The organism is Arthrobacter sp. Y3223065, assembly GCF_059090885.1.
The window spans coordinates 586,533-608,532 of the sequence record NZ_JBNHGC010000002.1; the positions used below are offsets into that span (position 1 = coordinate 586,533).

Genomic DNA, 22,000 nt, shown 5'->3' on the forward strand with positions numbered 1-22,000 from the left:
TCCTCTCGGCTCGCTAGCATGTCGCGCATGGCCATCAAACTGGAGAACGTCGGTATCGCCGTTCGCGACCTCGAAGCAGCCATCGCCTTTTTCACCGACCTCGGACTCACGGTCCTCGGCCGCGACACGGTCAGCGGTGATTGGACCGACACCGCCGTCGGGCTTGATGGCAACCACGCCCACATCGCGATGCTCCAGACCCCGGACGGTCACGGCCGGCTCGAGCTCTTCGAATACCTTCACCCCGAAGCGATCGAGTCTCCGCCCACCCGCCCCAACGAGATCGGCATGCACCGCGTCGCTTTCTCAGTCGATGATTTGGACAAGGCCCTTGAGACAGCCGCGAAGCACGGCTGCCGTCCGCTTCGCGGGGTGGCGACCTATGAGGACGTCTATAGGCTCACGTACGTCCGCGGCCCCAGCGGCATCATCGTGATGCTCGCCGAGGAACTGAAGAAGAACTGACCGGTGCCGATGTCGCCGTGGGAACCCGGCACACCCAGCATGAAGGGCGGAACGATCATGGGAACCCTCGCCTATGTCGCGACAACGTCCATCGACGGCTACGTCGCCGATGCCGACGGCGATTTCCAGTGGACGGGCCCGAGCGACGCGGTGTTTGCCGTGCACCTCGAGCGCATGGCCGAGGTGTCCACCGAGGTGCTCGGGCGAAGAACCTATGCGTTGATGGGGTACTGGGACACCTATCCGGACGCCGAGGACCGTCCTGTGGCTGAGCGGGAGTTCGCCCGGCGCTGGCGCGGCATAGACAAGGTCGTGGTGTCGTCGACAATGACTGCCCAAGAGCTCACCTCGGACCGGGCACACATCGTGCCGCGCCTGAGCTTGGTCGAGCTGCAGCGGGTCGTGGAGCGTGCGAAGGGTGTGGTCGGGATCTTCGGGCCCACGGTTGCGGCAGACGCGATCCGTGCGGGCCTGGTTGACGACTTCCGGTTCTTCGTGGTGCCGAAGATGGTGGGCGGAGGCCTGCGCGCGCTGCCCGACGACGTGCACCTCGACCTGAGCCTTACCGAACACAGAATCTTCGACAACGGCATCGCGTACCTGCGATACGTGCCTCGACAACCCGCCAAGGCACCATAAGGATGGAGGGGTGCCTGTCATCGGATTCCATGCATCCCACGAACAGATCTCGCCCGCCCAGCTGCTGCAGGACGTGAAACTGGCAGAGGAAGCGGGTTTCGACGCCGCCATGTGCTCGGACCACATCGAGCCGTGGTCCGCGCGCCAGGGGCATTCCGGCTTTGCCTGGTCTTGGCTCGGTGCGGCGCTGGCCACCACCGCGCTACGCTTCGGCGTCGTCACCGCTCCCGGCCAGCGCTACCACCCGGCGATCCTTGCGCACGCCTCGGCCACCCTGGCCGTCATGTTTCCGGGGCGGTTCTGGATGGCGCCGGGCAGCGGCGAGAACTCCAACGAGCACATCACGGGCGACGGCTGGCCCTCCAAGGACGTGCGCCAGCAGCGGCTGGAGGAGTCCGTGGAGGTGATACGCCGCCTGCACGACGGCGAGGAGGTCACCCACCGCGGGCTGGTCACCGTGGAGCACGCCCGGATTTGGGAGGTGCCGGAGCCCAAGCCCGAGCTGATCGCCCCCGCCATCAGCGTGGAGACCGCCCGCCGCGCCGCGCGCTGGGCGGACGGGCTGATCACCGTCAACCAGCCGCCGGAGCAGCTCAGGAAGGTCCTCGCCGGCTATAGGGACAATGGCGGCCGCGGGAAGGCCGCGCTGCAGGTGCACCTGTCCTGGGCGCCGTCGGAGGAAGCCGCCGTCGAAATCGGCTTGGACCAGTGGCGCTCCAACACGTTCGCCCCGCACGTGGCCGCGGACCTGGCCACGGCCGGCCACTTCGACGCCGTGAGCGAGCACGTCGGCGAGGACCAGCTGCGCACGGCGGTCAATGTGTCGGCCAGCACGGGCCGGCATGTGGAGTGGCTGCAGGAATACCTGGATCTGGGCTTCGACGAGCTGTACCTGCACTTCGTGGGCCAGGAGCAGAGGCCCTTCATCGAGACGTTCGCCGGCGAGGTCCTGCCGAAGCTGCGCTGACGGACTGCCCTGGACCGCCCGGACGGAAAGCGAGGAGAAGCCCGTGAGGATTACCGACACCTCCGACCTGTGGTGGAAGACAGCTGTTGTCTACTGCCTGGACGTGGAGACGTACTTCGATTCCGACGGCGACGGCGTGGGAGACTTCGCCGGCCTGGCCCAGCGCGTGGACTACTTGGCCGAACTGGGCGTCACCTGCGTCTGGCTGATGCCCTTTTATCCGACGCCCGAGCGTGACGACGGCTACGACGTCATGGACTTCTACGGCGTGGACCGGCGGCTGGGGGACCATGGGGACCTGGTGGAGTTCCTGCGCACGGCCCGGGACCGCGGCATGCGGGTCATCGCGGACCTGGTGGTCAACCACACCTCCGACCAGCATCCATGGTTCCAGTCCGCGCGCCAGTCCACAGACAGTCCTTACCGGGACTACTACGTGTGGCGGTCCGACCCGCCGCCGGACACCTCCCAGGAGGTTGTGTTCCCGGACCAGGAGCAGTCCATCTGGACCAAGGACAAGCCCACGGGGGAGTGGTACCTGCACCGCTTCTACAAGCATCAGCCGGACCTGAACGTGACCAATCCCGAGGTCAGGAACCATATCGCCAAGGCCATGGGCTTCTGGCTGGAGCTGGGGCTTGACGGTTTTCGGGTGGACGCGGTGCCCTTCTTCCTTGAAACCACGGGGCAGGACGGGTCCGGGCTGCCGGATCCGCACGAGTTCCTGCGGGACCTCCGCCGTTTCCTGAGCCGCCGCCGCGGCGGCGGAATCCTGCTGGGCGAGGTCAACCTGCCCTACGAGGACCAGCTGACCTTCTTCGGCGGCAGCGACGGCGACGAACTGAACGTGATGTTCGACTTCATCCGCATGCAGAACATGTACCTCTCCCTAGCCCGGCAGGACGCGCGCCCGCTGGCGAAGGCCCTGCAGGGCAGGCCGGCCACCAACCCGGACAACCAGTGGGCTACCTTCGTGCGCAATCACGACGAGCTGACGCTGGACAAGCTCACCGAGGAGGAGCGCCAGGAGGTCTTCGCGGCCTTCGGGCCCGAGGAACAGATGCAGCTTTACGGCCGCGGACTCAAGCGCCGACTGCCTCCGATGCTGGGCGGGGACCCGCGCCGGATCAGGATGGTGTATTCGCTCCTGTTTTCCCTGCCCGGCACCCCGGTGCTGTACTACGGCGAGGAGATCGGCATGGGGGAGAACCTGGACGCGGAAGGCCGCCTGGCCGTCCGCACTCCCATGCAGTGGACGAACGGTCCGAACGCGGGCTTCTCCACCGCGGAGCCCGGACAGCTGATCTCGCCGATGGTGGACGGGGGCTTCGGCCCGCAGTTCGTCAACGCCGCCCAGGCCAAACGGGATCCGGATTCGCTGTGGAACTTCATGGCTACGTTAATCAAGCGATACCGCGAGTGCCCGGAACTGGGCTGGGGGCACTTCGAGATCCTCAACCAGCCGGAGAAGTCCGTGCTGGCCCATCGCTGCACCTGGGAGGAGTCCAGCATGGTCCTGCTGCATAACCTCTCGCCCGATCCGGTCACCGTCGCGCTGGACCTGGCCACGGAGGACCGGCCCGCGGAAATGCTCCAAGCCGTGCCGCTGCTGGACCTGCTGGGCGACGCGGACGTGAAAATCGCCGAGGACGGCACCTGCACCCTGCCCCTCGAGGGGTTCGGCTACAAGTGGCTGCGCCTGCAGCATCCCGAGGACCGGCGGCTTCCGTAGGCCGGCGTGAAGGACGACGGCGCGACGTCCTGACCGGGCACGGCAAGGTTACGGCGTCCCGGCGGCGGGAGGCAGCCAAGGACGACGGCGCCAGAAGGCGTCGGCGACCCACTGCTTCAGGGGCCAAACACCATCCCTTGTACTGCGCCCACGTGACCATTCTGCGACTGCAAGTAGACCTACCGCTGACGAAGGGCAGGCATTATTGTCGAGTCCCGGTATTGTCCGCAGGCGCTGAGGGGTGCCTACTGGTGGGAGGAGCCCGAACCAGCGGTATGGCTTGCCGGAGGTTGTGTCCACCCTCGAAATTGCGCCGGTAATAAGCAGCGGCAGGCGAGGCTCCAGCTAATAACCATTGGAGGTAACATGTTCGCTCGAGTCAGCACTTACCGAGGCAGCCAGGACACTTCCAGCGGGCCCCCGGAGGAGCTCGTCAAACGGGTGCTGGAACTCCCGGGTTGCCGGGGCTTCTATTTCATGAACGGTAAGGGGAACGGCAAATCCTTATCCATCGCGCTGTACGACACGGAAGAAAACCTGGCTGCAAGTAAGGAAAAGGCGAAGAGTCTCCGCTCTGAGGCAAGCAACTCCCTAGAGTTGGAGATCCTCGAAGTCGAAGAGTACGAAGTCGCCACCGCCGAGCTCAACGACTAAGCGCATGCATCCAGGCGGTCGGATGATCAGGGTACGGCCCGGTGGCGCGGGCTGTTCGGGTTCATGAGTGAGTGCTTGCGGCTGTACAGCAGGTAGATGACCAGGCCGATGATCAGCCAGATCAGGAAGCGCACCCAGGTTTCCCAGTCCAGCTGCAGCATCAGGAACCCCGAGGCCAAGACACCGAAGGCGGGGACCACCGGCATCCACGGCAGCCGGAAGGTCCGCGGCACTTCCGGCCGAGTGCGCCGCAGCACGATCACGGCGACGCAGACCACCACGAAGGCGGCCAGAATGCCGATGTTGGTCAGGTCGGCCACGGCACGGATGGGGAACACCCCGGCCAGCAGCGCTGACGCGATGCCGGCGATCCACGTCACCCGCTGCGGGGTGCCGTGCCGGTCCGTCGCCGCGAACCAGCCCGGCAGCAGCCCGTCGCGGCTCATCGAGAACCACACCCGGGTCACGCCCAGCAGGAAGGTAAGCATCACGGTCAGGATCGAAACAACGGCGAAGGCGGCAATGATCGTGGCCACGACCGGCAGCCCGACCGACTCGAAGGCGGACGCGAACCCCGCGGTGGGGCTGATGTCCGTGTAGTTCTGCATGCCGGTCAGCACCAGGGTGGCCAGCACATAGAGCGTCATCGCGATCGCCAGCGACAGCAGGATCGCCTTCGGCATGTGCTTCTTGCCGTCGACGGATTCCTCCGCCGCCGTGCTCATCGCGTCATAGCCGAAGACCGCGAAGAATACCGTGGCGGCTCCGGCCAGCACCGGACCGAATCCGGAGGGCATGAACGGGTTGTAGTTGCCCGGGTTCACGAAGAAGAAGCCCAGCCCGATGATGAAGATGATCAACAGGATCTTCAGCCCCACCGCTATCAGTTCGAACCGGCCGAAGGTGCGGGTCCCGCGGCTGAGGATCCAGGTGATCAGCAGGCAGACCACGATGGCCGGCAGGTTGACCACGCCACCCTCGACCGTGTCGGCGGTGCCCTCCATCCACGCCGGGACCTGGACGCCGATGCCCTCCATGAACGCGCTGAAATAGCCCGAGATGCCGATGGCGACGACGGCGACGATGGCCGTATATTCCAGCAACAGGTCCCAGCCGATAAACCAGCCGATGACCTCCCCGAGGGCCACATACCCATAGGTGTAGGCCGAGCCGGCAAACGGGATCATGCCCGCGAATTCCGCATACGACAGTGCTGCCGCCGCGCTGGCCAGGCCTGCAATGAGGAAGGAAATGAGGACCGCCGGGCCGACCGGAGCCGCGTCGGCGCCGCCGTTGGCCACCAGCCCGGCCAACGTGAAGATGCCGATGCCGATGATCCCGCCAACTCCGATCGCGGTCAGCTGCCACACGCCCAGGCTTTTGGACAGATGGCTTTCCCCGCTCTCCTCCTCCAGCTCCGTGATCGGCTTGCGCCGGAGGACGGATTGGGAACTGCTCCCAGTAGCCATGCCAGACTCCGATCTTCGCGCCTGCACCTGCGGCCGGAGCCTGCGCCAGGGGTGGCTCCGCCCTGCCGATGCCCCGTACGTGTCCGAGTATGGACCGCGCGCTGCCCGCAGGGAATATCCAGCCGGTCCCGACGCGCTAATTCGGCACACACCGGTGGCGTCCGCAACCCGGCCCCGGCTCTCAGGCGATGTCGGCGGAGCTCACCGCTGGATGCCCCGGATTGGTCTGTGGCGAGGTAGCTTCAAGACATGGACAAGCCGAAGACCGTGGACGAGTATCTTGCGGCGTTCCCTGAAGACGCCCGCACGCTGCTGGAAGAGCTGCGGGTGCTGAGCCGGGGGGCAGGTTCCGGAAGCCGTAGAGTCCCTAAAATGGGGTTCGCCGGCGTACTCTCTCGACGGCACCATCATGTTCGTTTTCGCCGGATACAGGCAGCACGCGAACATTGTTTTCACTCCCAGTACCCGAGCGGCGTTCGCCGACGAACTCGCGGACTTCCGGACCGGCAAGGGGTCGGTACAGCTGCCCTACACGCAGCCTGTTCCCGCGGAGCTGCTGGGGAGGATGATTGCCCACCGCATCCGGGAGTTCCGGGAAGACGGTGTCCTGTGGATGTAGGGACGCGGGTGACCGCCGTCCTCCACCGCCTCATCGGGTGACCGCCATCCTCCGGCGTCGTTTTCCCCTGTTGTCCGTGAATTCGATGGGCTAGGGTGGGCCCATGTCGCGGTTCAGCTTCCTGGAGTGGCCGGTTGTACGGCAGTTCCGCACGAGTGATTCACTCGGGCGGGGCGAGGCCGTGACATCGCGGCGGACCCGTGAGATCGCTCCCCGGACGTCCACCGCCGACCGCGTGGTGCAAAGCGTGTGTCCCTACTGCGCGGTGGGGTGCGGCCAGCGTGTGTTCGTCAAGGACGAAAAGGTCGTCCAGATCGAGGGCGACCCGGATTCGCCGATCTCCCGGGGCCGGCTCTGCCCCAAGGGATCGGCCAGCGAGCAGCTGGTCAACGCGCCCGGCCGGCAGACCAAGGTGCTCTACCGGGCTCCACATGCCAAGGACTGGCAGCACCTGGACCTGGACACTGCCATCGACATGGTGGCCGACAGATTCCTCGAAGCACGCCGGAACACCTGGCAGCAGACCGATGAGCACGGCCGGCCGCTGCGCCGGACCATGGGGATCGCCGGGCTGGGCGGGGCCACCCTGGACAACGAAGAGAACTATCTGATCAAGAAGCTCTTCACCGCAGCGGGCGCCATCCAGCTCGAGAACCAAGCACGCATTTGACACTCCGCAACGGTTCCCAGTTTGGGAACCTCGTTTGGACGCGGCGGCGCGACGCAATCGCTGCAGGACATGGCCAACGCCGACTGCATTGTCATCCAGGGCTCCAACATGGCCGAATGCCATCCCGTGGGCTACCAGTGGGTGACGGAAGCCAAGGCCCGCGGTGCGAAGGTCATCCACGTGGATCCGCGGTTTACCCGCACGAGCGCGGTGGCAGACAGGCACGTGCCCATCCGGGCCGGCTCGGACATCGTGCTTCTGGGCGCCCTGATCCATTACGTGATCAGCAACGATTTGTGGTTCGCAGACTACGTTCGTGCCTATACCAATGCGGCGACCCTGGTGAACAAAGACTTCCGTGACACCGAGGACCTGGACGGGCTGTTCTCCGGATTCGATCCGGAAACGGGCCAGTACGACCTCGCGTCCTGGGCCTACGAACGGAAGTCGGAAGCAGGAGAATCCGGCGGCTACGAACACGGCGCCGATACCGCGGAACGGGCGGCAGGGCACCAGTACGGCAGCGGAGGGCCGACCCTGGCCCACCCTGATTTCGAGCAGGACCCCACGCTTGAGCACCCGCGGTCGGTGTTCCAGATCCTGAAACGGCACTATGCGCGCTACACCCCGGAGATGGTCCGGGATGCCTGCGGCATCTCCCTGGAGGATTTCGACTATCTGGCGCGGGCAGTGACGGAGAACTCCGGCCGCGACCGGACCACGTGCTTTGCGTATTCCGTCGGCTGGACCCAGCACACCGTGGGCGCGCAGTACATCCGGACCGCGGCGATCCTGCAGCTCCTGCTGGGCAACATGGGGCGGCCCGGCGGGGGAATCATGGCGCTGCGCGGCCATGCCAGCATTCAAGGCTCCACCGACATCCCCACCCTGTTCAACCTGTTGCCCGGCTACCTCCCCATGCCGATGGCCGAGCTGGAGACTTTGCAGGACTATCTCGGCGCCATCGCGTCGCCGGACCAAAAGGGCTATTGGGCCGACGCCGATGCCTACACCATCAGCCTGCTCAAGGCCTGGTGGGGCGACGCGGCCCACGAGGACTCGGACTGGGGCTACGGCTACCTTCCGCGCATCAACGGCCCGCACGGGACCTACCAGACAGTCATGGGCATGCTCGACGACAAAGTCGAGGGCTACTTCCTTTTCGGCCAGAACCCCGCGGTCGGATCCGCCAACGGCCGCATGCAGCGTCTTGGCATGTCCCATCTGAAATGGCTGGTGGTGCGCGACCTGAACCTCATTGAATCGGCGACGTGGTGGAAGGACGGTCCCGAGATCGCCACGGGCGAGCTGCGGACCGAGGACATCGGCACCGAAGTCTTCTTTCTGCCGGCGGCGACCCATGTGGAAAAGGCCGGAACCTTCACGCAGACCCAGCGGCTGCTGCAATGGCGGCACCAGGCGATCCAGCCGCCGGGAGACTGCCAGAGCGAACTGCACTTCTTCTACGAGCTGGGCAAGCGCATCCGGGCAAAGCTGGCGGATTCGACCGATGAACGGGACCGGCCGCTGCTGGACTTGACGTGGGACTATCCCACCGACGAACACGGGGACCCCGAAGCTGAGGCGGTGCTCGCCGAAATCAACGGCCGGCATCTCACCGGACCCCGGGCCGGCCAGCCCCTCTCGTCGTACACGGAGATGCGGCCCGATGGCTCGACCGCGGGGGGATGCTGGATCTATACGGGTGTGTATGCCGACGGCATCAACCACGCGGCCGACCGCAAGCCCGGGCAGGAGCAAGGGCCGGTCGCCTCCGAGTGGGGATGGGCATGGCCGGCGAACCGGCGGATTCTCTACAACCGCGCATCGGCGGACCCCGACGGCAAGCCCTGGAGCGAGCGCAAGAAGTACATCTGGTGGGACCGGGAGCAGAACCGGTGGACCGGGGAGGACGTCCCCGATTTCCCGCTGGATCGCGCCCCCGGAAGCAGGCCGGATCCAACAGCTGGCGGTGCCGCCGGGCTGGCGGGAGACGACCCCTTCATCATGCAGGCGGACGGCAAGGGGTGGCTGTTCGCGCCGAAGGGCATGGTTGACGGACCGCTGCCGACCCACTACGAGCCGCAGGAGTCTCCGGTTGCCAACCCGCTCTACCGGCAGCAGCAGAACCCTGCCCGGATCACCTTCCCCCGCGCAGACAATCTCAGTGCGCCGAGCGCCAACGTGCGGGGCTCGGATATCTACCCGTACGTGTTCACCACGTATCGGTTGACGGAGCACCACACGGCCGGCGGGATGAGCCGGTGGCTGCCGTACCTCGCTGAGCTCCAGCCGGAGATGTTCTGCGAAGTGTCGCCGGAACTGGCGGCCGAACGGGGACTGGAACCCTACGGTTGGGCGACGATCGTCTCACCACGGGCAGCCATCGAGGCCAAGGTCCTCGTGACCGAACGGATGAAGCCGCTGGTCGTGGGCGGGCGCACCGTGCACCAGATCGGGGTGCCCTACCACTGGGGCGTCGGACAGGAGGCAGTCATCAGCGGGGACGCAGCCAACGATCTGCTGGGCGTGACACTCGACCCTAATGTGCAGATCCAGGAATCCAAGGTCGGATCCTGCGACATCTTCCCGGGCCGGCGGCCACAGGGTCCGGAGTTGCTTTCCCTGGTCGCCGACTACCAGGCCCGCGCCGGGGTGACGCCCGGGACCGGCAGTGACAAGATCACCGACCCCGACCATGTCTCGGGTGACGACACGACGAGGGAAGGCTAAATGAAACGGCTGACCGAAGCGCCCGGCCATGTTCCGCACAGCGGACACCCGCGAAAGGGCTTCTTCACGGACACCTCGATCTGCATCGGCTGCAAGGCCTGCGAGGTGGCCTGCAAGGAATGGAACCGCAATCCCGCCGACCCGCAATACGAGCTGCTGCAATCCTCCTACGACAACACCGGCACGCTGGGAGCCGACACGTGGCGCCATGTCGCCTTCGTCGAGCAGGACCGCGGCCGGATCGAACAGGCACGCGACTCCGGGCGCGCCCTCGTCAGCCTCGGCATGCCCGGTATCGGACCGCCGGGAAGCCCGCATGCAGCAGCGAATCCTTCGGGTGTGGATACGACGCCCCCCGATACGCCCGACTTTCGCTGGCTGATGTCCTCGGATGTGTGCAAGCACTGCACCAACGCCGGGTGCCTGGATGTGTGCCCCACCGGTGCGCTGTTCCGCACAGAGCACGGCACGGTGGTGGTGCAGGACGACGTCTGCAACGGCTGCGGTACCTGCGTGGCGGGGTGCCCGTTCGGCGTGATCGAACGGCGCAGCGACGGCACCGCAGGCCCGAAGACAGAGCGTGACTTCACCCCGGGCCAACAGGCCCCGACCCGCAACGTCGGCGTCGCCCAGAAATGTACGCTGTGCTATGACCGGCTCACCGACGGCCAGACGCCCGCCTGCGCCCAGGCCTGCCCGACGACGTCGATCAAGTACGGCGAGCGCGAGGAATTGGTGGCCACCGCGAACCAACGTGTTGCCGAGCTGCACTCGCAGGGGCTGACTGAGGCACGCCTCTACGGGGCCAACGATTCCGACGGCGTCGGCGGCACCGGTTCGGTGTTCCTGTTGCTTGACGAACCGGAGGTGTACGGACTGCCGCCGGACCCGCGGGTGCCGACGGCGGACCTGCCGCGCATGTTCAAGCGGGCGGGCATCGCCGCGGCCGGCATGCTGGCGGCGGCCGCCGCCGCCTTCCTGACGGGAGGCCGCGGGTGACCGTCTCCGACTTCGACAGCTACCGCCCGCCCGAACCGCCGCGCCGGAACCGGCGCGGAGGCAAGCGGCGCCGCGCCGGAACCGGAGACGGCTCGGGCGAGATGCCCGTGGTTCCGGAGGCAGAGTTCGCCTCCTACTACGGCAGGCCCGTGGTCAAGCCGCCGCCTTGGGGAGACCCGATAGCCCTCTACCTCTTCCTGGGCGGCGTGGCCGGCGGCTCGGCGCTGCTCGGACTCGGCGGGCAGCTGACGGGCAGGCGTGCGCTGTGCCGCAACAGCCGCCTGGCCGCCCTCACGGCAGTCGGGCTCGGTGCCGTTGCGCTGGTCGAAGACCTGGGCCGGCCCGAGCGGTTCCTCAACATGCTGCGCACCATCAAGCCCACCTCGCCCATGAGCCTGGGCTCCTGGATCCTTGCCGCGTTCAGCGCTGGTGCCGGGATTTCGGCCGCTTCCGAAATCGACCGCCTGACCGGCTCCCGGCTTCCGCTGGGGCCGCTGCGCCCGGTGCTGCGCGCGCTCGAGGGGCCGGCGGGCGTAGAGGCCGCGGTGTTCGCGGCACCGCTCTCCGCATACACCGCTGTTCTCTTGTCGGACACCGCGAACCCGACCTGGAATGCGGGGCGTGACAACCTGCCTTTCGTCTTCGTCAGTTCCGCGAGCCTGGCCGCGGCCGGTCTTGCCATGATCACGACCCCCGTCGACGAAGCCGGGCCGGCCCGGGCGCTCGCGGTCCTCGGCGTGGCCGGTGATGTGATCGCCACCCGGGCCCTGGAGAACGGCATGGACCCGGTGGAAGCCGAACCCCTCCACGAGGGTGCTCCCGGGCAAATGCTCAAGTGGAGCCAGCTGCTGGCCGTCGCCGCCGGTGTCGGGGTTCTCGCCGGTGGCAGACACCGGATGACGGCGGCGGCCTGCGGCACGGCGCTGCTGACCGCCTCGGCGCTGACGCGGTTCGGAATCCTGCGCGCCGGCATCCGCTCGACCGAGGACCCCCGCTACACGATCGAACCGCAGAGAAAGCGGCTCGCGGCCCGGCGCCGCGCGGGCACCGTCCACGATTCGATCACGACCGCCGGATAAGCCGGCCGGCTGGTTAGCGCACCTCGATCCCGGACCGCGCGACGGTCTGCCCCACGACGGGGTGCCCGGGCAGTTCCCCGACGACGAGCAATCCGCCGGAAGTCTGCGCGTCGGCCAGCACCAAAAGATCGTCCTCGGTGACGCCGGCACCCGGCCGCAGGTGCGGGCGAACCCATTCGAGGTTGCGCCGGGTGCCGCCGGAGATGTAGCCATCCCGCAGCGCCTCCCGTGCGCCTGCGATGAGGGGCACGGCCTTCCGATCGATGACTGCACCCACGCCGGACGCGCGGCACATCTTGTAGAGGTGGCCGAGGAGGCCGAACCCGGTGACGTCCGTCGCCGCGCGGACGCCGCTGCGCACCGCCGCGTCCGCGGCCTCCCGATTCAGCTGCGTCATCACGGCGATTGCCTCGTCGAAGACCTCACCGGTCCTCTTGTGCCGGTTGTTGAGCAGACCGAGGCCGATCGGCTTGGTCAAGGTAATGGGCAGCCCGGGCCGGGCCGCGTCATTGCGCATCAGCTTGCCGGGGTCGGCGATGCCGGTCACCGCCATCCCGTACTTCGGTTCCGGGTCGTCCACCGAGTGACCGCCCGTCACCGGACAGCCCGCCTCGGAAGCCACTTCCAGCCCACCCCGCAGCACCTCGGTCAGCAGCTCCAGCGGCAAGACGTCGCGGGGCCAGCCGACCAGGTTGATCGCGCTGACCGGACGCCCGCCCATGGCATAGATGTCCGAGAGGGCGTTCGCCGCCGCGATCCGGCCCCAGTCATACGCGTCGTCGACCACGGGAGGGAAGAAGTCCGCCGTCGAGAGCACCGCGAGGTCCCCGCCGACCCGTACGGCGGATGCGTCGTCGCCGTCGTCGAGGCCCACCAGGACGTCGGGGTTGGCTTGGCCGGTCAGGCCGCGAACAACGTCCTCGAGCTCACCGGGCGGGATCTTGCATGCACACCCTCCGCCGTGCGCGTAGCCGGTGAGCCGGACTGCTGCGGCGGATTCTTCAGCTACGCCGGTGATCCCGTTCATGATCACAGCATAGGAGCGGCGGGCCGGTGTTACCATGCTCGTGGAGGCGTCCGGGTCCTGGTGGGCCCCCCGGTCTTCAAAACCGGTGAGGCCGAGTACCTCGGCCTGGCGGGTTCGATTCCCGTCCGCTTCCGCCAGCTGCTGCAGCTGAAGGTGACCCGGGGAAGGAGGGCCGTGGGCCAGAACGACCCGCGCCGACGCATTCCGCGCACCGACCAGCTGCTCGCCCACCCGGAGCTTCGCAACGCCCGCGTCCGCCTCGGCGACGATGTCATCCGCTCCACCGTTCGGGACGTGCAGGAACAGGCGCGTCGTGGCGACCTTGCTCCCGAAAACGTCGAGGCGACGGTTCTGTCCGCCGTGGCAGCCCGGGCGGCCACCTCGCTGACGCCGGTGCTTAACGCCACCGGCGTCATCGTCCATACGAATCTGGGACGCGCTCCGCTCTCCGGGTCCGCACGCCAGGCGTTGCTGTCGGCGGCCGGTTATGTCGACGTCGAGCTGGATTTACCCACCGGTGGGCGTTCCCGGCGCGGGGCGGGCGCGCGGAAGGCTTTGCTGGACGCCTGTCCGGCGGCCGAGGAAGCGCTGGTGGTAAACAACGGTGCCGCGGCCCTGGTGCTGGCCACCACCGCCCTTGCCGGGTCCCGGGAAGTGGTCATCAGCCGCGGCGAGCTCGTCGAGATCGGGGCCGGTTTCAGGCTTCCCGAGCTGATCGAGTCGACCGGTGCCCGCCTGCGCGAAGTGGGCACCACCAATCGGACGCACCTGGAGGACTACGCCTCGGCGATCAGTGCGCAGACCGGCTGCCTGCTCAAGGTGCACCCGAGCAATTTCCGGGTCAGCGGGTTTACCGCGGACGTCGGCATCGGCCAGCTCCGGTCCCTGGCCGAAGAACACCAGGTCCCGTTGGTAGTAGATCTGGGCAGCGGCCTGCTCCAGCCAGACCCGGTGCTGCCCCAGGAACCGGACATTTCCGGTGCGCTGGCTGCCGGTGCCGACGTCGTCATCGCCAGCGGTGACAAACTTTTGGGCGGCCCCCAGGCAGGACTGCTCTTGGGCCGAGCCGCCGTCATCACCCGCCTGGCCCGCCATCCGCTCGCGCGGGCGATGCGGGCAGACAAACTGACGCTGGCGGCGGTGGAAGCGACGATCACCGGAGAACAGACGCCGGTGGCAGCCGCCCTGCATGCCGATCCCGCCCGGTTGAGGCAGCGCACGGAGCGCTTGGCGGCCAGCGCCGGCGGTCGTGTGGTCGAGCACGACGGAAGGGTCGGTGGCGGGGGAGCGCCCGGGGTGCCGCTGCCCGGATGGGCCGTCGAGCTGCCCGAACCGGCCGCCGGATGGCTGCGGTCGGGCGACCCCGTTGTGTTGCCGCGGGTTCACCGCGGTGCCTGCCTGGTCGATCTTCGGTGCGTGCCCGAGGCCGACGACGAACGGCTGGCTGACGCCGTGCGTTCGGCTCTTGTACACGTCGAAAACCAGCAGAGAACCACAGGCTCCTGACATGTTCGTGGTGGCCACCGCAGGGCACGTCGACCACGGGAAGAGCACCCTCGTGCGCGCCCTCACCGGAATGGAGCCCGACCGTTGGGCCGAAGAACGCCGCCGCGGCTTGACCATCGACCTGGGTTTTGCCTGGACCATGCTTCCGTCGGGCAGGGACGTAGCATTCGTGGACGTGCCCGGACACGAGCGGTTCCTGTCAAACATGCTGGCTGGACTCGGTCCCGTCGCCGCGGTGTGTTTCGTCGTCGCCGTGGACGAAGGCTGGCAGGCCCAATCCAGCGACCATCGCGACGCAGTCGCGGCGTTGGGCATCAACCACGGGCTGGTGGTGCTGACCCGCAGCGACTGTGCCCCCGGCCGGGCCGGCGAGGTCCTCGCGCGGGTGCGGGCGGAGCTGGCCGGCACCGGGCTGCATGACGCGCCGGCAGTCACCGTGTCCGCGGTTACCGGAACCGGCCTCGACGAGCTGCGCAAGGTACTGGATACGACGCTGTCGTCAGTTCCCGCTCCGGACCCCTCGGGCCGGGTGCGCTTGTGGATCGACCGTTCCTTCACCGTCAGCGGTGCGGGAACCGTGGTGACCGGAACGCTGACAGCCGGATCGCTGGCCGTCGGCGACCGCTTGCAGCTCCTGGGCCACGGCAGCGTCCGGCCGGTGTCGGTGCGGGGCCTGCACAGCCGCAACGAAGCCTTTCCTTCCATCGGTCCTAGCAACCGGGTCGGCGTCAATGTGCGCGGCCTGGCCGTCGGCGACATCCGTCGCGGTGACGTCCTCTTGTCCGAGGACAGCTGGCCCCTCGTGGACAGCATCGACGTCCGCCGCACGATGGGTGCGGCGTTCCTCGACGGGCCGCGGCGCCTGCTCGCCCACATCGGCACTGCGGCCGTGCCGTGCCGGATGCGTCCGTTCAACGAGGAGCACGCTCGACTCACCCTCGAGCGGCAGCTCCCGCTGGTGATCGGGGATCGCCTGGTGCTTCGGGCCGAAGGCAGCCGGTCGGTGCTGGCGGGAGTCCAAGTCCTCGACGTCGACCCGCCCGCGCTCGACCGCCGGGGGGACAGTGCCAGGCGCGCCGAAAGTCTCGCGGCCATGCCTCCCGAGGGCGACGCGCTCATCGAGGTGGTCCGCCGGGGGGCTGTCCGGGTTGAAGACTTGCACCGGATGGGTGTTTCGGCGCCCGGCAGGGTCCCCGACGACGTGCGGGCGTTTGATGAGTGGTGGGTGCATGCCCCCGTCTTCGACGCCTGGCAGCGGCGGCTTCGGGCCGCTGTGCTGGAGCTGGGGGAGCGGGACCCGCTGGCGGCCGGCCTGTCCCGCGGAGCGGCCCTCGACCTGCTCGGACCGGCAGGGGGCGCGGTCCTCGACGCGGCCGTCCGGGAGGCGGGGCTGGAACAGATCGGCGGCTACATCCGCCTGCGGGGCCGGCCCGGCGATCTCGGTGCCGCGGAAGCCGGGGTCAGCACGCTGGAGCACCGCCTCAGGTCCGAACCGTTCGCCGCCCCGGAAGCCCACGATCTGAGGGCTCTCGGTCTCGGGAACCGTGAACTGGCCGCCGCCGAGCGCAGCGGGCGCCTGCTCCGGTTTGCCGGCGGGGTTGTGTTGCTTCCGCACGCACCAGCCCTGGCGATGCGGGAATTGGCCCGCCTGCCCCAGCCCTTCACGGCCAGTGAGGCGCGCCGGGCCCTGGGCACGACCAGGCGTGTGGCCATCCCGCTGCTCGAACACCTCGACGCACGGGGCTGGACCCGTCGGCTCGACTCCGGCCAACGGACCCTCGTGCAGCGAGCCCAGGCAACAGGCGGAGGCAGCCACGGGGACGACGGCGGACACAAATCAGTTAGCGACCGATAACTGAAGCTTGTCTCAGGCAACGGTTCTCACACGGCGCCTTACCCCTCCAATAGGCCTAGAACGCCGTGATTCCGGGCATCCGGCGGTTTGCGTCCGGGTCGGGCCGGAGTTTTCGCCCGGCGGCGGCCCTGGCTTTAAGGTTGCATCTCGGTAACAACCGGATATGAAGCGAAGTTTTTATACCCAACCCGGGGGGTTCCGGTTTACGCTCTATTGCGTGTGAGACATGCCACGTTCGGCGGGAAGCTCGTTGAACTTCAGGCGACGCGGTCTATGTCCGTCCCCTGCAGCACTGCAGGGGGCCTTCCAAAGACAGAAACAAGGAGGCGGAATGCGTTTCGGACGTACTTCCAAAGCTATCGGGGTCGCGGCTGTAGCAGCCCTGGCCCTGAGCGCCTGCGCGAATTCGGGTGGCGGAAATTCCCCCGAAGGCACAGGCGATTCCACCGCGGCTGGAGCCGGTGGTTCCATCAGCGTCGCTGAAGTGAACGCCTTCAGCTCCTTCAACTCGGACACGGCCGTCGGCAACGTCGATATCAACTCGAAGATCTCGTACCTGACCCACGCGGACTTCAACTACATCGACAACGAACTCAACGTGGTCAAGAACGAAGAATTCGGCACCTACGAGAAGGTCAGCGAAGACCCGCTGACCATCAAGTACACGGTCAACGAGGGCGTCGCCTGGTCGGACGGCAACCCGGTCGACGCCGGCGACCTGCTGCTGGCCTGGGCCGTCTACTCCGGCCATTTCGACGATGCCACCTACAACGACGAGGGTGAAGTCGACAAGGGCACCGCCTACTTCTCCTACGCCGGCGACACCTCCGGCCTGGGCCTGACCGACAAGCCCGAAATCAGCGACGACGGCCGCTCCATCACGCTGAAGTACTCCAAGCCGTTCGCCGACTGGGAAATCTCCTACGGGGTCCTGGACAGCCCGGCCCACGTGGTCGCCGAGAAGGCCGGATTGGCGGACGAGCAGGCGCTGGTCGACCTGATCACCGAGAGCCCCAAGGGTAACCCGGACAAGCCGGCCGAGAACGAAGAATTGAAGGCCGTCGCCGATTTCTGGAATACCGGTTTCGACAGCAAGACCCTTCCTTCGGATGCCAGCCTCTACCTCTCCACCGGCCCGTTCATCGTGGACAGCATCACTCCTGATCAGTCCATGACCCTGGTCCGCAACGAGGCCTACGAATTCGGTCCGATGCCGAACGTGGAGGAGATCACCATCCGCTACATCGGCGCCGCTCCTGACCAGGTCCAGGCGCTGAAGAACGGCGAAGTGGACATTATCGCCCCGCAGGCCTCCGCGGACACCGTGGAACTGCTCGAAGGCCTGGAAGGCGTGACCGTCAACCGCGGCGAGCAGCTCTCCTACGACCACATCGACCTGAACTTCTCGGGCGTCTTCGAGGAAGCCAACGTCCGCGAAGCGTTCATGAAGGCCGTGCCGCGCAAGGCCATCGTTGACCGCCTGATGGCCCCGCTGGATCCGGAGGCCAAGCCGCTGGATTCGCAGTTCTTCGTGCCGGCGCAGGCCGCCTACGAGGACTCCGCCGCCAACAACGGCTCCGAGAACTACCAGGAAGCCGACATCGAGGGTGCCAAGGAGCTGCTGGCCGGCGCCACCCCCGAGGTTCGGATCATGTACAACAAGGACAACCCCAACCGTGTGGACGCCTTCACGCTGATCGAGGAATCCGCATCCAAGGCCGGCTTCAAGATCGAAGACGGCGGCCTGGGCGGCTCGGACTGGGGCTCCGCCTTGGGCGGCGGCACCTACGATGCCACCATCTTCGGCTGGATCTCTCCGGGCGTGGGCGTCAGCGGCGTGCCGCAGATCTTCCGCTCCGGTGCCGACTCCAACTACAACGGTTTCTCGAGCAAGGAAGCCGACGCCCTGATGGACGAGCTGATCGTCACCACGGAACCGGCGAAGCAGGACGAGCTCATCAAGCAGATCGACAAGATCGTCTGGGATTCGTTCTACGGCCTGCCGCTGTTCCAGCCGGTCGGCATCGATGCCTACAACAGCGACCGGATCGACGGTGTGAAGTACATGCCGAACCAGACCGGCGTCTGGTGGAACTTCTGGGAGTGGAAGGTTAAGTAACCGCCCCGCCTGTTCCTCGGCAGATAGCATGCAAGGCGTCGGGACCTTGAGCACCACGGTCCCGGCGCCTTGCGGCATTTACCACCGACTTTTCCCGCATAAGTGATTGGGATTTCCCAAATTCCGCTCGTGTGTAACCTGCATTACACTCACTGTGAAAATGCCGGATCCACAAGATCCGCAAACACATACCAACGAGGTTAAAACGCTATGGTGACCTACATTGTGCGGCGGTTATTCACCGCCGTGCTCATTCTCTTAGGTGCCTCCTTCCTGGTCTATCAGCTGACAGCGCTGTCGGGTGATCCCCTGCATGACCTCCGGGAGAGTAATGCCGCGAACAAGGAACAGCTCATGCAGCAGCGCATTGCGCTGCTCGACCTGGGGACGCCGGCGCCCATCCGGTACTTCGGCTGGCTGGCCGGCGCCGCCAAGTGCGTCGTCCCGTTCGTGGCGCAGTGCGACCTGGGCTACGCCGTCAACGGCCAGCCGGTCACCGTCGAACTGGGCCGGGCCATGGGCATGACCATTTTGCTGGTCACCGCGGCAACAGTCCTCGCCATCATCATTGGTGTTTCCCTGGGCATTGTTTCGGCACTGCGGCAATACAGCGCCCTGGATTACGGCATCACCTTCATGGCGTTCCTATTCTTTTCACTTCCCGTTTTCTGGGTAGCCGTCCTGCTGAAAGAATTCGGTGCCATCGGATTCAATAACTTCCTGAAGAACCCCGACATACCGCTGCAATCCATCCTCATCATCGGATTGATCAGCGCGGTCGTATGGTTCGTCTGCGCCAACGGCAGCTACAAACGGAAACTGGGCGCCGCCGGAATCGGTTTCCTGCTGGCTGCCGCAGTGTTCTGGGGTTTGTCAGTCACCCAGTGGTTCAAGACCCCCGGGCTCGGCCTGGTGGTTATTGCCATCAGCGGCGTCGGCATCGCCTTCGGCATCACCCTGCTGGCCGCGGGCCTGAAGAACCGCAAGGCCCTCTACTCGGCGCTGATCACCGTGGGCATCGGCGTCATCATCTACTTCCCGATCCAGCCGCTGCTGGCCCAGGCCACCGGGCTGATGATCTTCCTGCTGGCCCTTGCCACCGTCCTGGTCGGACTCGCGGTCGGGTGGTTGATGGGCGGTTACGACCGCCGCCAGAGCATGAACGCCGCGGCGATAACCTCCTTCCTCGTCGGATGCCTCATCGCGCTCGACCGCTACATGCAGGCATGGCCTACCTACTTCACCAACGGGCGCGTCAACCAGCGGCCCATCGCCACCATCGGCTCGGAAACGCCGAACCTCAAGGGCGACTACTGGGTCCACGGCCTCGACACGTTCACCCACCTGCTGCTGCCCACCATCGCGCTGCTGCTGATTTCGCTGGCGTCCTACAGCCGCTACTCGCGGTCTTCGATGCTGGAGATCATGAACATGGATTACATTCGCACCGCCCGGGCCAAGGGCCTGGGCGAGCGCACCGTGGTCATGCGCCACGCGTTCCGAAACGCCCTGATCCCGATCGCCACGATCGTCGCCTTCGATATCGGCGGGCTGATCGGCGGCGCAGTGATTACCGAGCAGGTGTTCGCGTTCGCCGGCATGGGCCAGCTGTTCATCCAGGCGCTGCAAAGGGTCGACCCGAACCCGGTGATGGGTGTCTTCCTCATCACGGGCATCCTGGCACTGGCCTTCAACCTTGTCGCGGACCTTGTCTACTCCGCGCTTGATCCGCGAGTGAGGGTAAAGGCATGAGCACCACAGCAACGAAACCCGTCGCAGCCACCAACGAGAATAAGGCCGGCCTCAGCCAGGGCCAGATCGTCCGCAGGCGCTTCATTGGCAATACGGCCGCCGTCATCAGCCTGGTGGTCTTCGGCCTGATCCTGCTGGTCGCCTATTCGTCCAGCGGGATGTTCGGCATGCCGGGCTGGTGGAAGTACACCCACAACGGGGTCAACGACATGGTGAACGGGGGAGCGCCCACCCTGCAGGTGTTCCCGTTCAGCCTGGGCGAACATCCGTTCGGCCAGGACCGCCTGGGACGCGACACGTTCGCCCAGACCATGCGCGGCGTGCAGATCTCCGTGGCGGTGATGTTCATCATCGGCCTCGTGGGCGGCGTCATCGGCGTGGTGGTCGGCGCGCTGTCCGGCTACTTCCGCGGCTGGGTCGAAGCCGTGCTGATGCGGCTGACCGACGTCGTCATCGTGATCCCGCTGATCATCATCGCCGCCGTGCTCGGCCAGGTCGCCGGGCGAGCCGTCGGGGCGAACGTGCAGCCATACTTCCTGGGCCTCTTCGTGGGCGCCGTGGTGTGGACCGGCCTGGCACGCCTGGTGCGCGCCGAGTTCCTGTCCCTGCGCGAGCGGGAATTCGTCGATGCCGCGCGGATCGCCGGCGCGTCCAGCGCACGCATCATCTTCAAGCACATCCTGCCGAACGCTGTGGGCGTCATCATCGTCTCCGTGACCCTGAGCATGTCGGCGGCGATCCTGCTGGAGACCAGCCTGTCCTACATCGGCATGGGCGTGAAGGCGCCGGACGTCTCGTTGGGCTCGCTGATCAGCCAAAACCAGGAAGCGTTCCAGACCCGTCCGTGGCTGTTCTGGTGGCCGGGCATGTTCATCGTGGCCATCTGCCTGTGCATCAACTTCATCGGCGACGGACTGCGCGACGCGTTCGACCCGCGGCAGAAGAAGTTCAATGCCAAGCGGGCGAAGGCAGCGGCGGTTTCCGCGCACCCCGAGACCGGAACCACCGCGACGACGGGTGTCTAGGATGCGCACCCGTCGCCTTCCCGGCCACATGGGGCCCGGCTCAGCGGGCCAGCGTCACGACGCTGAGCACCGCGAGCACCGTCCCGACGGCGAGCACCGCCCAGTTCGGTGTCCGTCCCACCGGAACGTTGTCGGCATCTCCGATGCTGATGCGGCCCGCGGCCAGAAGCTCCGCCCAGCGTTTGCGGACATAGTACGCCGCTGCTCCGGAATCGGTGTTCGCGAGATCGCCCGGCCGGATCGACTGCGCCGGCCCGTAAGTGGTTTCCGGAAGCCCTTGGACGTGATCGGCGCGTGCACGGTGGACGCCGAACATGCCGGGAGCCGGCGCGGCCCACGAGGTGTACTTCCCGCGCGGAGTGACCAGGGTCAGCGCATATTTGGTGTCGACCGTCGCCAGTGCTGCCCAGGGCACGGAGGCAGAGCGCACCGGGTTGCGCAGCACCACGCCGTCGTCGCCAATCACGACGGCGGGATACCAGGCCAGCCACCAGGTCAGATAAGCGATGGCCAGCAGCGGCCAGGAGTCGAGCAGGCTGCCCGGGCCGTGCGTGAGCACCGAGGACGCCAGGCTGACCGCCACGATCGCCCAGACGATACCCGTGAACCAGGTCGCGGAGCGCGGACGGAAGACCGTGGAGCCGGCGGCAGCAGACGTTGTCATGCCCCCATAGTTTCAGGACTGGGTCC

General features: G+C 66.8%; 16 protein-coding genes, 1 tRNA gene and 1 pseudogene. 15 read left to right on the forward strand and 3 right to left on the reverse strand.

The window, feature by feature from the left end:
• Positions 1-27: 27 nt before the first annotated feature.
• From AC5RUK_RS07730 to AC5RUK_RS07750, 5 genes are all read left to right on the forward strand, one after another.
• A complete protein-coding gene (locus AC5RUK_RS07730) occupies positions 28-465 on the forward strand; it encodes a VOC family protein (protein WP_494151815.1) in 438 nt (145 codons plus the stop codon).
• Positions 466-522: 57 nt separating this feature from the next.
• Positions 523-1,104, forward strand: a complete 582-nt coding sequence (locus AC5RUK_RS07735; protein WP_494151816.1) for a dihydrofolate reductase family protein — start codon at positions 523-525, stop codon at positions 1,102-1,104.
• A gap of 10 nt (positions 1,105-1,114) precedes the next feature.
• On the forward strand, positions 1,115-2,071 hold the full coding sequence (locus AC5RUK_RS07740; protein WP_494151817.1) for a TIGR03885 family FMN-dependent LLM class oxidoreductase: 957 nt from the start codon (positions 1,115-1,117) through the stop codon (positions 2,069-2,071).
• A 43-nt stretch (positions 2,072-2,114) separates the two neighbouring features.
• The gene (locus tag AC5RUK_RS07745; protein ID WP_494151818.1) at positions 2,115-3,803 is read left to right on the forward strand and encodes an alpha-amylase family protein; all 1,689 of its coding nucleotides are present in this window, start codon (positions 2,115-2,117) and stop codon (positions 3,801-3,803) included.
• A 366-nt stretch (positions 3,804-4,169) separates the two neighbouring features.
• On the forward strand, positions 4,170-4,457 hold the full coding sequence (locus AC5RUK_RS07750) for a hypothetical protein (RefSeq protein ID WP_494151819.1): 288 nt from the start codon (positions 4,170-4,172) through the stop codon (positions 4,455-4,457).
• 26 nt (positions 4,458-4,483) lie between these two features.
• Here the strand turns inward: AC5RUK_RS07750 and AC5RUK_RS07755 are convergent, their stop codons facing one another.
• Positions 4,484-5,926: an amino acid permease gene (locus AC5RUK_RS07755; RefSeq protein ID WP_494151820.1), complete on the reverse strand. Its 1,443-nt coding sequence runs from the start codon at positions 5,924-5,926 to the stop codon at positions 4,484-4,486.
• A gap of 403 nt (positions 5,927-6,329) precedes the next feature.
• Here AC5RUK_RS07755 and AC5RUK_RS07760 point away from each other — a divergent pair.
• From AC5RUK_RS07760 to nrfD, 4 genes and pseudogenes are all read left to right on the forward strand, one after another.
• Positions 6,330-6,545, forward strand: a pseudogene (locus AC5RUK_RS07760) (iron chaperone); the annotation flags it as partial.
• Positions 6,546-6,648: 103 nt separating this feature from the next.
• Complete coding sequence (gene fdh / locus AC5RUK_RS07765) at positions 6,649-9,948, forward strand: formate dehydrogenase (protein ID WP_494151821.1); 3,300 nt, start codon at positions 6,649-6,651, stop codon at positions 9,946-9,948.
• A complete protein-coding gene (locus tag AC5RUK_RS07770; protein WP_494151822.1) occupies positions 9,949-10,947 on the forward strand; it encodes a 4Fe-4S dicluster domain-containing protein in 999 nt (332 codons plus the stop codon).
• Complete coding sequence (gene nrfD, locus AC5RUK_RS07775; RefSeq protein WP_494151823.1) at positions 10,944-12,026, forward strand: NrfD/PsrC family molybdoenzyme membrane anchor subunit; 1,083 nt, start codon at positions 10,944-10,946, stop codon at positions 12,024-12,026. The genes AC5RUK_RS07770 and nrfD overlap by 4 nt, the downstream gene beginning before the upstream one ends.
• Positions 12,027-12,039: 13 nt before the next feature.
• On the opposite strand, the gene selD is transcribed toward nrfD, so the two are convergent.
• A complete protein-coding gene (selD, locus tag AC5RUK_RS07780; protein WP_494151824.1) occupies positions 12,040-13,053 on the reverse strand; it encodes a selenide, water dikinase SelD in 1,014 nt (337 codons plus the stop codon).
• 42 nt (positions 13,054-13,095) lie between these two features.
• On the opposite strand from selD, the gene AC5RUK_RS07785 reads away from it, so the two are divergent.
• The 6 genes from AC5RUK_RS07785 (at position 13,096) to AC5RUK_RS07810 (ending at position 21,310) form a co-directional block, all read left to right on the forward strand.
• A tRNA-Sec gene (locus AC5RUK_RS07785) sits at positions 13,096-13,190 on the forward strand.
• 37 nt (positions 13,191-13,227) lie between these two features.
• Complete coding sequence (gene selA, locus AC5RUK_RS07790; protein ID WP_494107753.1) at positions 13,228-14,559, forward strand: L-seryl-tRNA(Sec) selenium transferase; 1,332 nt, start codon at positions 13,228-13,230, stop codon at positions 14,557-14,559.
• A 1-nt stretch (position 14,560) separates the two neighbouring features.
• The gene (selB, locus tag AC5RUK_RS07795) at positions 14,561-16,414 is read left to right on the forward strand and encodes a selenocysteine-specific translation elongation factor (protein WP_494151825.1); all 1,854 of its coding nucleotides are present in this window, start codon (positions 14,561-14,563) and stop codon (positions 16,412-16,414) included.
• Between the two features lie 331 nt (positions 16,415-16,745).
• Complete coding sequence (locus AC5RUK_RS07800) at positions 16,746-18,533, forward strand: ABC transporter family substrate-binding protein (protein ID WP_494151826.1); 1,788 nt, start codon at positions 16,746-16,748, stop codon at positions 18,531-18,533.
• A 210-nt stretch (positions 18,534-18,743) separates the two neighbouring features.
• Positions 18,744-20,285: an ABC transporter permease gene (locus AC5RUK_RS07805; RefSeq protein ID WP_493989053.1), complete on the forward strand. Its 1,542-nt coding sequence runs from the start codon at positions 18,744-18,746 to the stop codon at positions 20,283-20,285.
• Positions 20,282-21,310: an ABC transporter permease gene (locus AC5RUK_RS07810; protein ID WP_493989054.1), complete on the forward strand. Its 1,029-nt coding sequence runs from the start codon at positions 20,282-20,284 to the stop codon at positions 21,308-21,310. The genes AC5RUK_RS07805 and AC5RUK_RS07810 overlap by 4 nt, the downstream gene beginning before the upstream one ends.
• Positions 21,311-21,350: 40 nt before the next feature.
• Here AC5RUK_RS07810 and AC5RUK_RS07815 read toward each other — a convergent pair whose 3' ends face one another.
• A complete protein-coding gene (locus AC5RUK_RS07815) occupies positions 21,351-21,974 on the reverse strand; it encodes a PH domain-containing protein (RefSeq protein WP_494151827.1) in 624 nt (207 codons plus the stop codon).
• Positions 21,975-22,000: the final 26 nt, after the last annotated feature.

Coding starts and splice junctions, on each gene's coding strand:
- AC5RUK_RS07730 (WP_494151815.1), top strand. CDS start 28: ATGGCCATCAAACTGGAGAACGTCGGTATCGCCGTTCGCGACCTCGAA.
- AC5RUK_RS07735 (WP_494151816.1), top strand. CDS start 523: ATGGGAACCCTCGCCTATGTCGCGACAACGTCCATCGACGGCTACGTC.
- AC5RUK_RS07750 (WP_494151819.1), top strand. CDS start 4,170: ATGTTCGCTCGAGTCAGCACTTACCGAGGCAGCCAGGACACTTCCAGC.
- AC5RUK_RS07755 (WP_494151820.1), bottom strand. CDS start 5,926: ATGGCTACTGGGAGCAGTTCCCAATCCGTCCTCCGGCGCAAGCCGATC.
- AC5RUK_RS07770 (WP_494151822.1), top strand. CDS start 9,949: ATGAAACGGCTGACCGAAGCGCCCGGCCATGTTCCGCACAGCGGACAC.
- selD (WP_494151824.1), bottom strand. CDS start 13,053: ATGAACGGGATCACCGGCGTAGCTGAAGAATCCGCCGCAGCAGTCCGG.
- selB (WP_494151825.1), top strand. CDS start 14,561: ATGTTCGTGGTGGCCACCGCAGGGCACGTCGACCACGGGAAGAGCACC.
- AC5RUK_RS07800 (WP_494151826.1), top strand. CDS start 16,746: ATGCGTTTCGGACGTACTTCCAAAGCTATCGGGGTCGCGGCTGTAGCA.
- AC5RUK_RS07805 (WP_493989053.1), top strand. CDS start 18,744: ATGGTGACCTACATTGTGCGGCGGTTATTCACCGCCGTGCTCATTCTC.
- AC5RUK_RS07810 (WP_493989054.1), top strand. CDS start 20,282: ATGAGCACCACAGCAACGAAACCCGTCGCAGCCACCAACGAGAATAAG.
- AC5RUK_RS07815 (WP_494151827.1), bottom strand. CDS start 21,974: ATGACAACGTCTGCTGCCGCCGGCTCCACGGTCTTCCGTCCGCGCTCC.